Here is a 14,333-nt window from a genome sequence, read left to right as displayed (position 1 = left end):
CAGTATCATGGTTCATCAAGTGACAGGTTTTTCTGATGCTTTGTTAGCGTGGGAACAATGGAATCTTACCGACTTTGATCATAAGAGTGCTCAGGTACTTTCATTTAAATCAGAGATCGAAAGCCAATCTGCGCCTCTGGCAGCGGTGGCGACTTATCATCTAGAGCAAGCGTCTGCACTGCTTTCTGAGCATCACCTCATGGCGGGGCCTACGGGCGAAACCAATGAGCTGTATGCTGCAGGACGTGGTGTGGCTTTGGTGATTGTTGATGATTGCCAAGACAAAGAGCCAGCACTGCAAACAGCAACCGCGATGATTACCGCAGCACTATTAGCGGGTAACAGCGTGCAATTGTGCAGTGATGACGTGCAATTCAACACCTTGATCGCTGATGCAGCGAAACAAGCGAATTTACCGACGAACTTGGTGCAGGTTGCTTCGTACGACGCGGCTCAACAGCTGCTGTCTTGCGATGTACGTAGCGCAGGTTACGTAGGTAACTCACAAACGGCTCAAGCTATCAATTTACAACTTGCTAAGCGTGACGGTGCCATCGTCAGTTTAGTAGCTGAAACGGATCTGACAGCAATGCATGTTGCTCACGATCCACACTTATCGCTGCGTTTCATTACCGAGCGTACGCGAACTATAAATATAACAGCCGTGGGCGGTAACGCGACCTTGCTCGAACTTGGAAGCGAAGCTCACTAACCTTCAGTAACATTGGCTCTAAGCACTTTTGTTTTCTCCATTGTTGGTTTCACCATCTTTGGATTTAACTCATAGTGCCTTGGAGCCTCAATACCTAACTCAATGCACTCGCTTGCCTTTACGGTGAGTGTCTTGCATTGAATTAGGTATGGAAGGCTTTTTACAAATGAGGACTATCAAATGATAGAAAACAGTTTTGCAATAACGACGACGTTCATTGCGTATCTAATTATGATGCTGGCAATCGGTGTTATTGCTTACAAACGTACTTCTAGCTCGACAGACTACTTCCTAGGTGGTCGTTCGCTAGGCCCATGGCCTGCTGCACTTTCTGCTGGTGCATCAGACATGAGTGGTTGGCTGCTACTTGGTCTACCGGGTTACGCTTATGCTGCTGGTTTTGAAGCATTCTGGCTTGCTGGTGGCCTGCTAGTTGGTACTTGGGCGAACTGGTTAATCAGTGCTAAGCGTCTGCGTACTTACAGCATTACAACAGAGTCACTGACGCTACCTGAGTTCCTATCTCGTCGTTTCAATGATAATTCTAAGCTGATCCAAACAATTTCTGCTTTCTTTATCCTTTTATTCTTCCTTTTCTACACAAGTTCTGGCTTGGTAGCAGGTGGTAAATTGTTTGAAACAGTATTCGGCCTAGATTACACAACAGCGGTAATCATCGGTACAGTATGTGTGGTTTCTTACACGCTATTTGGTGGTTTCCTTGCGGTATCTTGGACGGATTTGGTTCAAGGTCTGCTGATGTCTGCTGCGCTATTGATTGTACCAATCGCAGCGATGAACGGTGGTCTTGGTCAGCTATCGACTGATCTTCACAACATCAACCCAGAGCTTCTCACGCTATGGAATGATGTGAAAGGTGAGCCACTTTCTGCTATCGCGATCATCTCGCTAGCGGCATGGGGTCTAGGTTACTTCGGTCAGCCACACATCCTTGCTCGTTTCAAAGCAACACGTAGCAACAAAGACCTAACAACAGCGCGTCGTATCGCGGTGGTATGGTCTGCTCTGTCTATGGTTGGTGCAATGCTAGTAGGTCTGGTTGGTCTAATCTACGTGACTAACTCTGGCGCGCCTAAGCTAGACGATGGCGAGAAGATCTTCATGCTTCTTGTGAACGCGATGTTCCACCCAGTAATCGCAGGTATCTTACTTGCTGCAATCCTAGCGGCAATCATGAGTACTGCGGATTCACAGCTACTTGTATCTTCATCTGCACTAGCAGAAGATCTGTATAAGCAAGTACTTAAGAAAGATGCGACGTCTGAAGAGATTGTTCGTGTAGGCCGCTTCGCGGTTATCCTAATCTCTTTGATTGCACTTGTGCTAGCGATGACGCCAGACAGTTCAGTACTTGGCCTTGTGTCTTACGCATGGGCTGGTTTTGGTGCTGCATTCGGCCCAGCTATTGTATTGAGCCTGTACTGGTCTCGTATGAACCGTAACGGCGCTCTAGCGGGTATCGTGGTTGGTGGTGTGACGATTGTACTTTGGAAACAGTTCACGGGCGGTTGGTTCGATGTGTACGAAATCGTACCGGGAATCATCCTATCGACTCTTTCTATCGTTATCGTGAGTCTAATTACGGGCGAGCCTGAAGACGAAGTTAAGAAGCAACACGCTGAGTTCGAGAAGAACCTCGTTGAGCTAGACTAATTTACATTGTAAAAATACCAATGAATTAGCAAAAGACATGAACAATAGAGTCACTTCGGTGGCTCTATTTTTTTATGTGAGTACGACCTTTGTCTTATTTCAAATTAAGTTTATTCGAGGTTTTCTGATATTGAAATGGGGGTTTACAATGTAAATCGAAGCGGTAGGATCTTGCGTGAGAAGGGAAAGATCAACTTACTCAATGGCGTGTGATGTCAAAAAATAAAACAGAAAAATGGCTATTTTTTGAACTTGGCGCTCACTTTTGTCATTAGCTCGGTGAATTGTGGAACCGAATTGGACATGATGTGTCAATTGTCAGTAACCACTAAAGACCTATAGGACAAAGGTATGCCAGATCTCTATTGCAAAGGATGTAAAAAAACAACACTACATAAGTCTATAATGAAACGTTGTGAATCAGAGCCTGAGACAACCTCTGGCCGTATGATGCAATGGACGTCAAAACTATTTAGTGGAAACCTGTACTACGATATGGAAACTCAGCACTTCTGCCGCACGTGCAATTGTCGTTGCGAAACTGGAAGTGCTGTTCCCCAAGTTGGCCTAGCCTAACTCATAGTAAGTGCTTACTAACTTGATTCAAAAAACCTCCGTGCTAGGAGGTTTTTGTGTTTCTAAGCAGCCTTGAGTGCAAGCTCAGCTTCAATGGCATTGCCATCAATCTTCACTTCCCATCCATAGTTTGAGTATTCATTTGCTAGTGCCTGAGCAACATCTGTTGATACCGTTACGTGTGTCCATGAACCAATACCGTAAGGTTTATATGCGAGTTCTTGCGTTTTCATAATAGAGTCATCCTTTCTCTTTGATAATTATATTATTCACTTTGGCCTATATCCTTTCTTTCGTTTCCGGCTCAACTTATTTGTTAATCGGGTCATTTCTATAATAATTTGTTAATAACCAGAGTTTGATTTATAAGGGTTCTTATCTATTTGTATGTGTTTATATCTTGCGTGAATGTCATCCGTGCATTTAGTTTTTAAATGTGTGAGCGAGGTTTTCTTCGATTGCACTTGGTATGGAATATACTGAGCGGAATTTAGAATGTTTAAGGAATGTTATGTCTCAGCATCAGCTCGATCGTATCGATAAAGAGATACTAAGAATTCTGCATATGAAAGGGCGTTTACCTGTTGTTGAACTGGCAAAACAGGTCAACCTTACGACGTCACCTTGCTCTGATAGACTCAAGCGATTGGAGAAAGAGGGCTACATCACGGGCTATCATGCTGAGCTTTGTTCAGAAAAGCTGGGACTCGATGTTCAAGTCTTTATCCATATCCGTCTCGATCAGACTAGCTTTTCGATCTTCGACAAATTTGCCCAAGCCGTGGAAATGATGCCTGAGGTGGAAGAGTGCTACTCACTGTCGGGTGACTTTGACACCATGATCAAGGTTCGAGTGAAAGACATGAAGGCGTACCAAGCGTTTATGGCCACCAAGCTGGGCACCTTGCCTGGTGTGATTCAGACACGTAGTGAAGTGGTGATTGAAGAGCATAAAAAGGGCTTCGGCGTGAACCCTGAGTTGTTGGCAACTCTAAAATAGTGGCCTAATTTCGCTTACCAACGTGATTTAGATATAAAAAATGGAAGCAATAAGCTTCCATTTTTTGTTGAGCGTCAGATAAAGAGCAATCCGATAAACGTGTTCGGCTTACAGCGTAATGGCCGCAGAGATTAAGCCAATCACACCACCGAAGACACCGCCCCAAACCACAAGCCAGCCAAGGTGTTTCTTGATCATGGTCTGAACCATCTCTTTAACCAGCTTAGGTGTTAGTTCATTCAAGCGCTGATCGATGATCGCCTCAATGTTCTCTTTAATTTCATCCATCATCGCAGGCGATTCTAGCTCGTCTTTGATGGCATTTTTTACAGAGTCACTCTTGCTGATTTCAATCACTGATTCTTGCATCTTCTCAACAAACGGCGCTTTCATTGGCTCTAGTGCTTCTGTGCCACCAAACATTGCCAACATACCGCCAAACTGAGAGTTCTCGATAACATGCACCAGTGAGTCGAATGCAGGGTTAAAGTCGATCTTCTGAATCACAGGCTCTAGATTGAGCGACTTTCCTGTCATCTCGCTGCTTAGGAAGCGATCGATGTTACTTTCTGTAAAGAATTGCTCCATCATCAGTTGCTTGATGGCTGCCTTGAACTCTTCAAAGCGCGCTGGAATAACGCCAGAACCGTATAGGCCGGGTACTTTCTCGAACAACATGTGAATCGCAAGCCAGTTGGTGATGGCACCAGAAAAGGCGAATAGGCCTGCATAAAGCAAGTATTGGTTTGCTGTCGCATAGCCGCCAGCAAGCAGTGCTAACGCAATAACGTTAGTTAAGACACTTTTGTTCATGGTTGATCTCTAGAAAGAATATTGCGCGCATTTTAAGAAAAAAACGCCAAGAAAAAAACAAAAGGATCGATGAAGTTTATTGGACAGGTAACAAAGAGCACCAAATAGCAGGCATAAAAAAGGCTAGCCTCCCCCCGAAGTCTAGCCTTATTCCAGAACGCGCAAGCGAGGCGTCTTTGGTGTTTATGTCATTATATAATTACGACATAACATTCTGCCACGTGTAATTTACCGCTAATAAACAAATTGGTGTGAATCACGCCGCACTTTTAAAATAGAACAAAAATTAAGCGCTCGTGGCTTGCTCAAGATCATCAGCAATGAAGCCACCGGTCTGGTGATTCCATAGCTGCGCATAAATACCATTCTGGTTAATCAGCTCTTGGTGCGTACCTTCTTCTACGATATTGCCGGCATCAAGTACGATTAGGCGATCCATCGCTGCGATGGTCGACAGGCGGTGTGCAATCGCGATCACCGTTTTGCCTTCCATTAGCTCAATCAAGCTCTCTTGAATCGCTGCCTCTACCTCAGAATCGAGTGCAGAAGTTGCTTCATCCAGAACCAATAGCGGAGCATTCTTCAGAAGAACACGTGAGATAGCGACACGTTGACGCTGACCACCAGAAAGCTTAACGCCACGTTCACCCACTTGAGCATCGTAACCAACGTTGCCAAACGGGTCGGTTAGCGTTTCGATAAACTCATGAGCGTGCGCTTGTTTAGTCGCCGCGTATACCTCTTCGTCTGATGCCTCTGGTCGACCGTAAAGAATGTTGTCTTTGATCGAACGGTGCAGCAGTGAAGTATCTTGGGTCACCATACCAATGTTGCTACGCAGGGAATCTTGAGTAACGCTCGAGATCTCTTGGTCATCAATCAGGATGCGGCCACTTTCTACATCGTGGAAACGCAGCAGTAAGTTAACTAGGGTCGATTTACCTGCACCTGAACGGCCAACCAAGCCCACTTTTTCACCCGGTTTGATGTTGAGGTTTAGGTTGTTAATCACCCCCTTATTCTCACCGTAGTTAAAGCTCACGTTGTCGAAGTGGATACCGCCTTGTGGAACGTCCAAAGGCTTTGCGTCTTTCTTGTCTTCGATAGCGATAGGCTTAGACAGAGTTTTAATGCCGTCAATCACGGTACCTAGGTTTTCAAACAGACCACCGATTTCCCACATGATCCATTTCGACATGCCGTTAATACGCAGAGCCAAGCTGACCGCTATCGCAATCGCACCCACGGTGATCGCGTTGTCTAACCATAGGTAGATAGAGATACCCGCAATGCTGAATACCAATAGATAGTTAGCGAATTCAACGCAGATGTTGAAGCCAGTAACCAAGCGCATTTGGCGGTGCACAGTATCTAGGAAGCCTTCCATGCCTTCTTCGGCGTATTCGGTTTCTCTTTTACTGTGTGAGAACAATTTCACCGTCGCGATGTTGGTGTAACTATCGACAATACGACCTGTCATTAACGATCGCGCATCCGCTTGCTCTGAAGACACGTCTTTTAGCTTTGGCACGAAGTGCAGTTGAATACCGATGTAAACGAATAGCCAAATCAGCATCGGAGCCATCAAGCGCCAATCTGATTCAGCAAGCATGAACAGCATCGCCGTGAAGTAAACCGTCACGTAGACAAACACATCGACCATCTTGGTCACAGTTTCGCGCACTGCAAGCGAGGTTTGCATCACTTTGGTCGCGACACGTCCGGCGAAGTCATCTTGATAGAAGGACAGGCTTTGCTTCAAAAGGTAGCGGTGTGCTAACCAACGAATCGACATTGGGTAGTTGCCCAGCAAAGTTTGGTGAAGCAATAGCGAGTAAACACTGATCAAGATTGGCATCACAACCAACAGCAGAATACCGAGCCCCATCAATGTCGATTCGTTGTCTGCTAAGAAAGTGTCTGGGTTGCTTGTTGATAGCCAGTCGACCAATTGCCCCATGTAACCGAACAGCGCGACTTCGATGATCGCGATGGTCATGCTCATCAACCCGAGCAAAATCAATGGTTTTTCGAAACCTCGAGTGTAATGGCGGCAGAATGCCAGTATGCCAGTAGGAGGTTGTATCGGCTCTCCCTTTGGAAAGGCTTCAGTAAAGCCTTCAAATTTCTTGTACATAGATTTCCCTTTATAAGCTAGTGCATCTATAAGCGACTGCATCGTTGGTGCAGCTTTGTTTTTATAGTCTTGATTTGAAATTTAACTGTCTTAGTTTGAAATTATATAAGCGCCCATGGGTTCTTATCAGTATTAAATCATTCGATGGATTTTGTTCTAGCGCCTATTTAGGCACTTGGCTTTAAAACACTAAAACTTTGTCTAAGCGATGCAGGAAAGGTCCAAAGAGTGTCTTTCATGACGCTTATTTTAGATTGAATTAGACAGGAAAAGTTAAGCTGATTTCAAACGTAATTGATTGTTATGCAACGGTGATAATCCTAACGCTAAATGGATTAAATTGTAATCAAAACTCGTGATGGGCGAGAAAATGGAATCGGAATATTTATCCATAAAGTGACTTAACGAATATGCATACAGTTGGTTCTTTCTGATGTGCTGTTATCTTGCAGTAAAAATTACCGATTAATCTAAGATCTGCAGTAATTGTTTGGGATAAATATTCAAATCAATATTCTTTTCAGTGAATCTTATCGTAACAAGTTGTTTACAATTCTGAAGTAAATAAAAGATAGGGACGGTTGAAATGTTAAACCTACACAAAAAATCACTTCATATTACTAATGTTCAAAACGCCAATTGCGTTGTTATGGTGCCGCCAAAAGAGTTTAAATTTAACGAAGAAACAGCACGTGATAACGAATTTCAGCACAGAGTGAATCTGACCGAAGCTGAGGTGAAGGTAGAAACGATGGCCGAATTTAAGGCTATGGTCGCTTCGTTGCGTAAAGAAGGTGTGCAAGTTGTAGAGTTTGATTACCCAGAATTGGGCGTTGAAACGCCGGATGCTGTTTTCCCAAACAACTGGTTCAGTACTTGTAGTGATGGAAGTTTATTCACTTTCCCTATGGCCTGTGAAAACCGTCAGAATGAAGTTAAGCCAAATGCTCTTATTGAAGCGTTAGAAGCGTCGGGTCGCATTGTTAACCATATCGAGTCTCTAGAGTCTTACATCGCGCAAGGTTCTTATCTAGAGAGCACGGGCGTTATGGTTATCGACCATATCAACAAGACCATCTACGCTGCGCTTTCTCAGCGTTGTGACCGCGAAGTGTTAGAAGATTATGCGAAGCGCATTGGTTATTCTCGCGTGGTCTCGTTCCAAACGGCATTACCGTCTGGCCAACCGATTTACCATACCAATGTGATGATGGCGATTGGCGATAACTTCTGCGTGATCTGTGATGAAGTGATTCCTGAGTTTGAACGCCGCTTTGTGGTGAAGTCGCTTGCTAAAGATAAGCAGGTTATCTCTATCTCAATTGATCAGATGAACCGATTCTGCGGTAATATTCTGCAATTGGAAACCGTGAATGGCGACAAGGTGATCGCGATGTCTCAATCGGCTTACGATGCGTTTTCTCCAGCCCAACTAGCTCAGCTTTCGACACACGGCAAGCTGCTACCATTTAACGTGAAAACGATTGAAGACATTGGTGGTGGTTCGGTGCGATGCATGTTGGGTGAGGTGTTCCTACCAACACGAGTTAATCGCTTGTAACAAGTATAGAAAGTATAACAAGCACTCACTTTCAGTAATGAATCTTTGAATACCACTCTTATCGCAGAGTGGTATTTTTGTTTTTGTCTTTCACATATAAGAGAACAGAGCTCGATACAGGAGTCAACGCGCAAAAGCTAATGGAAATAAGCTATGAAGCATCCTTAAAAGCTCTGTGTTCGATGAACTGAGCCGACAGTGTTACGACTTCTTTGGAGTAGACGAGCGCCGTGTGGTTGAGTTTGAGGGCGTAAGTATCCGTTGCTCCTCTCAGGTTGGCGTCTTCGAGTGTGACTGTGCCATCGCCCGGGTTTCTTCCCAGAACAATACGTCCGACTCCGGCGTCGTAGGTACCTGTAATCACGCCAATCGGCACATCAATATCATAATCACCCAGGCCATCGCTTAAGATCATTTTGCTCGAACCAAATATAAAACCAAGCCCATGATTCGACAGTGTTTTGGCGATAGTTGCCCCATTGTGCGGCGTCCCTGCGGTAATAATGCAGGTGTCGGCAAAATTGGGCTGATAAAACTTAAAGTAGTGACGAATGAGTAAGCCACCGAGTGAGTGACCAAAGAAATAGACCTCATCGTATTCATTAAAGCGAGCATTCACGAAGCGATTGAGGCGTTTGGCTGCAGAAGGGAAACGCAGCGAGTTGTAGGCAAACTTGTGCGTTGTAAAGCCGCGTTTTTTGAAGTTTCTATCCAGATACTGCATGATCAACGCAGGCATATATAGACCATGAATTAAAACTATATGTTTGTTTTTATTATTCATTTTTGTCCTCCGTCTGATGATGTCCCCAGTATATTTAGTCGCAATTCTAAACTCAATAAAACTTGCTACGAATGAGACACAAAAGGCAGAGGTGTAAGTTATAAACAGTGCGTTCGTCATAGAGAAAAGGTGGGTTAGTCAGATCTCACTCCACCATACACATCTATGGTTAATCCGCCTTGTTTGGCGTAAGTATTGGGTGTTAGACTTTTTACCTTATTGAAGCTTCTCTCTAATGTCCTTTATCGCCAAGTTTTGCAATCCATGTCGAACTAAGCTCTTTTAATATCTTACGAATCAGTTCGCTGTGTCTATCTGTTTGACTTGCCGATATCTAAGGCACCAGTAGATCTTATGATTCTGAATTTTCAGTTTTGGTTAGCTCAGTATCACCTGCTTCACTTTTTGCTTCCGGTTCAACCAAAACTTTGATCACGCCTTTTTGTAGGATCAGGTTATTAGGGTAGGTGATGATGTTGCCCGAACTGTGTCGAAGAATAACATGGAACATGGTGATATCGATGATCACACCGCTGATGTCTTCGTCTTTCTCCGCGACTCTTACTCTGTCGCCAATGCGATAAGGGAAGACGAAAAATATTAGTACGCTGGCTGTGAGGTTACTTAGAATCGACCATTGCGCGAATAAAGCGACACCCAGCACCGCAAATATCGAAGACAAGAACAGAGAAATATCACCAAAACCCAAGTTAAGAACAATCGTAAACACAGCGATGAAGAGTAGAAACAGAACAATATTGAAACACTTAATCACGAACTGCTTTCGCTTCAATTCGACACGTTTATTTTCCGCTAATGTTTCTATCCAGTTCTTACCTAAGCGTTTGATCACCCAATACACAGTGATAAGAAGTAAACCTAAAACTACTTGTCTAAGCCACATATTGGATTGCAAAAACTCAACCATTAAATAAACCTCAATTTTTTCAAAATAACGACCTCTGCCGCTATGACCACGAGCAGCCCAACGCAAAATAGTGGAAATGCTATCGGGTTATCTGTTCCGGGTATCCCAGCGATATTGACACCCAGTAAACCGGTGAAAAACCCAGCAGGGAGGAAAATACCTGCAATGATAGAAAATAGGTACGTATTTCTATTCATTTTTTCAGCTTGTTGCTGACTTAGGCTCGCTAAAAATACATTAATTTGTTCGATGTAAAACTCAACAGACTCGTTAATTCTCAGGATGGTATCAAGGCTGTTCTTTATATGACTGTTGTGCTTACTCAATGGCGCAGGTAGGTCACTCATTAAATCTTCAAAAACGTATTTCTGTGGCTTCAAATAACGCCTTAGTCTGAGTAGCCTTGAATGTAGAGCGTTAATGGATCTTATGTCGATATTGGATGTAGATTCTAACTCGTCAATTAATAGTTCGACGGGTGCTAGGAAGGTTGAAATACTGTGGTTGATTCCACGGATCATGCCCAACAACACATCAGGTAATGATGTAGGGCCTTGGTTTTGTTTGAGATCAGATATCAGATTACTGACCGCTTTTGAAGGAACTTTACGTGTTGATATTAAAGTGCCTTTGTACCATAAGATGCGTAGGCTAAGCATGTCGTCAGGGTTAGCACCTTCGTTTAGATTAATGCCTCGCAGAATCATCAAAAAACAGTCGTGGCCAAATTGTTCGAACCGAGGGCGGGTGTCATCGGTGAGTAATGAATCGATGATGGCATTTGGAACCGTATTACTGTGGAGCCATTCTCTCAAACCGTCAGCATCTCTTTGGCAGTGATACCAAGTTGATTGCTCGAATGAGGCTGGGCTGGTGGTGTGTTCATGTGCCACCCCCTCAGAAAATTGCCAGCTTGAAATTATGAAAGCGTCCATTCATTTGTCCTTAATGATATGACGTAAACATTGATATTATGCGCCATTCAGGCGCGGTATTGAACTGAGCTTAATCTTGGTAAGTTCAATGATCGATGTGAGTGAGATAAAGTCTAATAAGACAGGTTGGTCTTTGGAGCACGACGTACTCTTCCATTATTGTCTCTATTAAATGTAGCTCATTGTTTCATCGTTATAAATTAGCACTCTGGCTCCATGTTAGCGACGAAAAAAAAGAAAAGACCGAGGTCTTTTCTTTTTAGGAGAAGTTGAGGAGAGCTTGTTCAGGCAACTCGAGTTTTCCGATGGTTTACATAAGCAAAAGCACTACCGACACGCAGAAAAAATGTCTTGGTTCTCTCGATATTCTTTGGTTTGTACATCCATTAGGCCGAGTAAAGAGTCGAACAGATTATCTTGGGAGAAGCTCTGTTCTTTGCCTGCCTTTCTTAAGCAGGTCTGGTTTATCCCTTTCTGCTCGGCGAAACCATCAGACATCCACATTATCATAGGCACATGGGTTTGCTCTTTCGGTGCCAATGAATAAGGCATGCCGTGTAAGTAGACGCCATTTTCTCCCAATGATTCTCCGTGATCGGAAATGTACATCAGCGCAACATTGTACTTATCGGTCAGTTTCTCTAGCTTCTGAATAGCCTGTGATAGAAAGAAATCTGTGTACAAGATGGTGTTGTCGTAGGTGTTGACCACTTGCTCTTTGGTGCAGTTTTCGATATCAGAACGTGGGCAGTCTGGCACAAACTTCTTATGATCTTCTGGGTATCGCTCAAAGTAAGTTGGGCCGTGAGATCCTGAGATATGGTAGAAAATGATGCTATCTTGTTTAAGATCTTGAGTATCTTGTTCGAAGTTCTCTAGCATGGCTGTGTCATAGCACACATCTTTATTACACAGCGGGTCGCTGTCTTTGGCGACGAGAGTCATCTCTTTGATTCGATGTGCGACCGCCTTGTCTCCACCATCGTGCTCTCGCCAGATAGAGTGAATGCCCGCGCGGTTCATAATGTCGACCACGTTATCTTGGTTGTAGGCTTTGTCGCGATCGTAGTTGCTTCGGTTCATGTTAGAAAACATACACGGCACAGAAACCGCAGTGGCTGTTCCGCATGACTGAACATCAGAGAAAAAAATCGGATTATAGGGTTTGGTATGAGCATTGGTTTCTTTCTCATAGCCATAATATTGGTAGTTATATACACGTGCTGTTTCACCAAGAACAAACACCAATAAGGTTGGTTTTTCAGCTTGTTTAGCTTCTGGTTTTAGCTGCGCATCTAAGCCGATTTCTTGGTAAGGAATCGGTTCTTTGATGTAAGTATTGTTGATGTATTTTGCGGTTGAAGCGACGTATTCGGTCGGAATGATCATCTTTTTAAGATGAGAGTTATTACGACCAATCGACACATAATCTTTGTAAAACAACCCGGCAATGATGGCAATGACGATCAACGAAGAGAGCAATCCAATCGCCTTCCCAATAGCAAAATCTTTCCAAGATTCTCTTTCAAGATCCGTAAATAAAAGCAGCAGTGACGGGACTCCTCCCATCAGAACAAACCATAAAATAGAATAGCTGCTTAGGTAGCTAGCAGCCTCTCCGCTGTTGGTTTCGAAGACGTTTTCTATCATTCCATAGTCTACAAAAATGCCGTAGTTGAACATGCTGTAGCTGACTAAAGAGGAAGTAAGTAGTAACAAGATAAAAAAAGCTTTGGCGAATATCGGCCAGTTGAATACTTGAAAGATAAAGTTGAATGCGGCGAGAAAGAAAAATGGGATCGAGATGATAAACCCAATGCTTTCGGCTTGTGAGGCACTAAGAATATTGAACAGTTCGCGTGAGATAGGCAAGTTAATGACAAGCAGGTAATACACTGCCAAAACGAAAGGGAGTTTGTTTATCGACATGTTTAAGCGTGGTAGATTCATAGGTCTTGTCTTCCTGTGTCACTTATCCCTTTATTTTAGTCTCGCTACCAAGAAAGCTCTAATATCAATGCATAAAGCTCAAATAGAAGGCGCTGAGCGATAAACTGGCTAAAGTGAAATGACGCTAAGGTGTGTAGATACAAAAAATTTACTTTACTGAGTGACCTTCATGACAAGGTGGAACAGCAAAGTGAATTAGTATGTTCAGCTTATTCTATGTGGTTCAATCACATTAGAAGTTGTAAGAACCACCGAAGCTAATGCTGTTGAAGGCAAGTGTTTTGTCTTCTTTCTTAAAGCCGTAGTCGTTCTCAACACTCACTGCGTCTGCTTGTGAGATTAGGCGTAGTGTTAGATGTTCGATTGGCGTGTATTCAACACCAACACCAAAGTGGAAACCGGTACCGCTATCGTCATCATATAGAGCTGCGTTATTTGCGTTTAGGTCAACAGAGCTTAAACCTGCAAGCACGAATGGACGAATCGTGTTGTCGAACGTATAACCTAGGTTTGCTGATAACGAAATAGAAGTTGGCGACAGTTTTGCAGCACCTTTTTTGTAGTCTGCGTAATCGTTGTAGCCAAGTTCAACACCAACGATACGGTTGAACTGGTAGCCACCATATAGGTTGTAACCCATGCCGTCTGAGTCTAGGTTGCCTTGACCGTCTGTATCAGAATCTTGGTACACACCAAGGCCGCCACCGATGTACGCACCGCCGTCAGTACCTGCAGCTAAAGCTGGAAGAGAAACTGCGCTGATTAAACCCAGTGCTAATGCTGATTTTGTTATCTTGTTCATTTTTGTTACTCACTCTTAAATGTCATGCCAGTATCAATTATTTTTGTTTTGCGACCTTTCGACCGTTGGTGAGCATTATTCCGTAGTCTTATACGTATTACTGTATGGCTTTGTAAGCTAAATCGTTACATAGTAGATAAAATGCTCATCCGGTTGCTTAGTGAGTTAGGCTGCCAAAAACAAGGAATACACATGCTAATGAAATAAAATACATGTTTGGTGGTTGTGGACGTGCAAGGTAAGCTTGCACGCCTTGTTGATGAGAGTGAGACACTTATTTCTAACTGTGGAAAGTTGATTAAGGGCGCACAGGTTTTGGGTCTGCCAATTATTCGTTTGGAGCAGAATCCAGAGAAGCTAGGTGTGACGGTTGATGAACTCAATGACCTTTTGAGTCAGGGCAAGCTTACGAAGCCCCTTGCCCTGCAAGGACTTGCGAAAGGTAAGCGTTATTGCGGTTC

General features: G+C 43.7%; 12 protein-coding genes and 2 pseudogenes. 5 read left to right on the top strand and 9 right to left on the bottom strand.

The genetic code is table 11. The annotated features are described in order from the left end of the window. Positions 1–7 precede the first annotated feature (7 nt). Both AB6D58_RS17300 and putP read left to right on the top strand, forming a co-directional pair. Positions 8–712 carry a 1-pyrroline-5-carboxylate dehydrogenase gene (locus AB6D58_RS17300; protein ID WP_229647591.1) on the top strand — a complete coding sequence of 235 codons (705 nt, stop codon included), beginning with the start codon at positions 8–10 and terminating at the stop codon, positions 710–712. Positions 713–895: 183 nt separating this feature from the next. Continuing rightward, complete coding sequence (putP, locus tag AB6D58_RS17295; RefSeq protein ID WP_029235685.1) at positions 896–2,386, top strand: sodium/proline symporter PutP; 1,491 nt, start codon at positions 896–898, stop codon at positions 2,384–2,386. Between the two features lie 638 nt (positions 2,387–3,024). Here putP and AB6D58_RS17290 read toward each other — a convergent pair. Then, a complete protein-coding gene (locus AB6D58_RS17290; RefSeq protein ID WP_372103088.1) occupies positions 3,025–3,195 on the bottom strand; it encodes a hypothetical protein in 171 nt (56 codons plus the stop codon). 278 nt (positions 3,196–3,473) lie between these two features. Here AB6D58_RS17290 and AB6D58_RS17285 point away from each other — a divergent pair, with 278 nt between their 5' ends. Then, the gene (locus tag AB6D58_RS17285) at positions 3,474–3,962 is read left to right on the top strand and encodes an Lrp/AsnC family transcriptional regulator (RefSeq protein WP_004732526.1); all 489 of its coding nucleotides are present in this window, start codon (positions 3,474–3,476) and stop codon (positions 3,960–3,962) included. A 108-nt stretch (positions 3,963–4,070) separates the two neighbouring features. Here the strand turns inward: AB6D58_RS17285 and AB6D58_RS17280 are convergent, their stop codons facing one another. Both AB6D58_RS17280 and AB6D58_RS17275 read right to left on the bottom strand, forming a co-directional pair. Beyond that, positions 4,071–4,775 (bottom strand): hypothetical protein, encoded by a 705-nt coding sequence (locus AB6D58_RS17280; RefSeq protein WP_017065155.1) that lies wholly within the window; start codon positions 4,773–4,775, stop codon positions 4,071–4,073. A 286-nt stretch (positions 4,776–5,061) separates the two neighbouring features. Next, positions 5,062–6,912 (bottom strand): ABC transporter ATP-binding protein, encoded by a 1,851-nt coding sequence (locus tag AB6D58_RS17275; RefSeq protein WP_048614233.1) that lies wholly within the window; start codon positions 6,910–6,912, stop codon positions 5,062–5,064. A gap of 586 nt (positions 6,913–7,498) precedes the next feature. Here AB6D58_RS17275 and AB6D58_RS17270 point away from each other — a divergent pair. Next, positions 7,499–8,473 (top strand): arginine deiminase-related protein, encoded by a 975-nt coding sequence (locus tag AB6D58_RS17270; RefSeq protein WP_372102671.1) that lies wholly within the window; start codon positions 7,499–7,501, stop codon positions 8,471–8,473. Between the two features lie 151 nt (positions 8,474–8,624). On the opposite strand, the gene AB6D58_RS17265 is transcribed toward AB6D58_RS17270, so the two are convergent. The 6 genes and pseudogenes from AB6D58_RS17265 to AB6D58_RS17240 all read right to left on the bottom strand — a co-directional run bounded on the left by AB6D58_RS17265 (position 8,625) and on the right by AB6D58_RS17240 (position 13,872). Beyond that, a complete protein-coding gene (locus AB6D58_RS17265) occupies positions 8,625–9,257 on the bottom strand; it encodes a triacylglycerol lipase (RefSeq protein WP_050647609.1) in 633 nt (210 codons plus the stop codon). Between the two features lie 134 nt (positions 9,258–9,391). Next, positions 9,392–9,591: pseudogene (locus tag AB6D58_RS17260) on the bottom strand (AraC family transcriptional regulator); the annotation flags it as partial. 18 nt (positions 9,592–9,609) lie between these two features. Next, positions 9,610–10,185 (bottom strand): mechanosensitive ion channel family protein, encoded by a 576-nt coding sequence (locus AB6D58_RS17255; protein WP_017070158.1) that lies wholly within the window; start codon positions 10,183–10,185, stop codon positions 9,610–9,612. Then, positions 10,185–11,120 carry a CorA family divalent cation transporter gene (locus AB6D58_RS17250; RefSeq protein WP_017062015.1) on the bottom strand — a complete coding sequence of 312 codons (936 nt, stop codon included), beginning with the start codon at positions 11,118–11,120 and terminating at the stop codon, positions 10,185–10,187. Before AB6D58_RS17250 ends, AB6D58_RS17255 begins: the two co-directional genes overlap by 1 nt. Before the next feature lie 327 nt (positions 11,121–11,447). Beyond that, on the bottom strand, positions 11,448–13,070 hold the full coding sequence (locus AB6D58_RS17245) for a phosphoethanolamine transferase (protein ID WP_229647594.1): 1,623 nt from the start codon (positions 13,068–13,070) through the stop codon (positions 11,448–11,450). A 232-nt stretch (positions 13,071–13,302) separates the two neighbouring features. Continuing rightward, entirely contained in the window at positions 13,303–13,872 is a 570-nt protein-coding gene (locus AB6D58_RS17240) for a porin family protein (RefSeq protein WP_372122800.1), read from the bottom strand. A gap of 225 nt (positions 13,873–14,097) precedes the next feature. On the opposite strand from AB6D58_RS17240, the pseudogene AB6D58_RS17235 reads away from it, so the two are divergent. Continuing rightward, a pseudogene (locus AB6D58_RS17235) lies at positions 14,098–14,333 on the top strand (hypothetical protein); the annotation flags it as partial.

Origin of the sequence: Vibrio sp. 10N.239.312.D08 (assembly GCF_041466145.1) — a bacterium.
Lineage (GTDB): Bacteria > Pseudomonadota > Gammaproteobacteria > Enterobacterales > Vibrionaceae > Vibrio > Vibrio crassostreae_C.
Note: the sequence above shows the minus strand (reverse complement) of the source record. Positions and strands in the feature narration are given on the sequence as shown.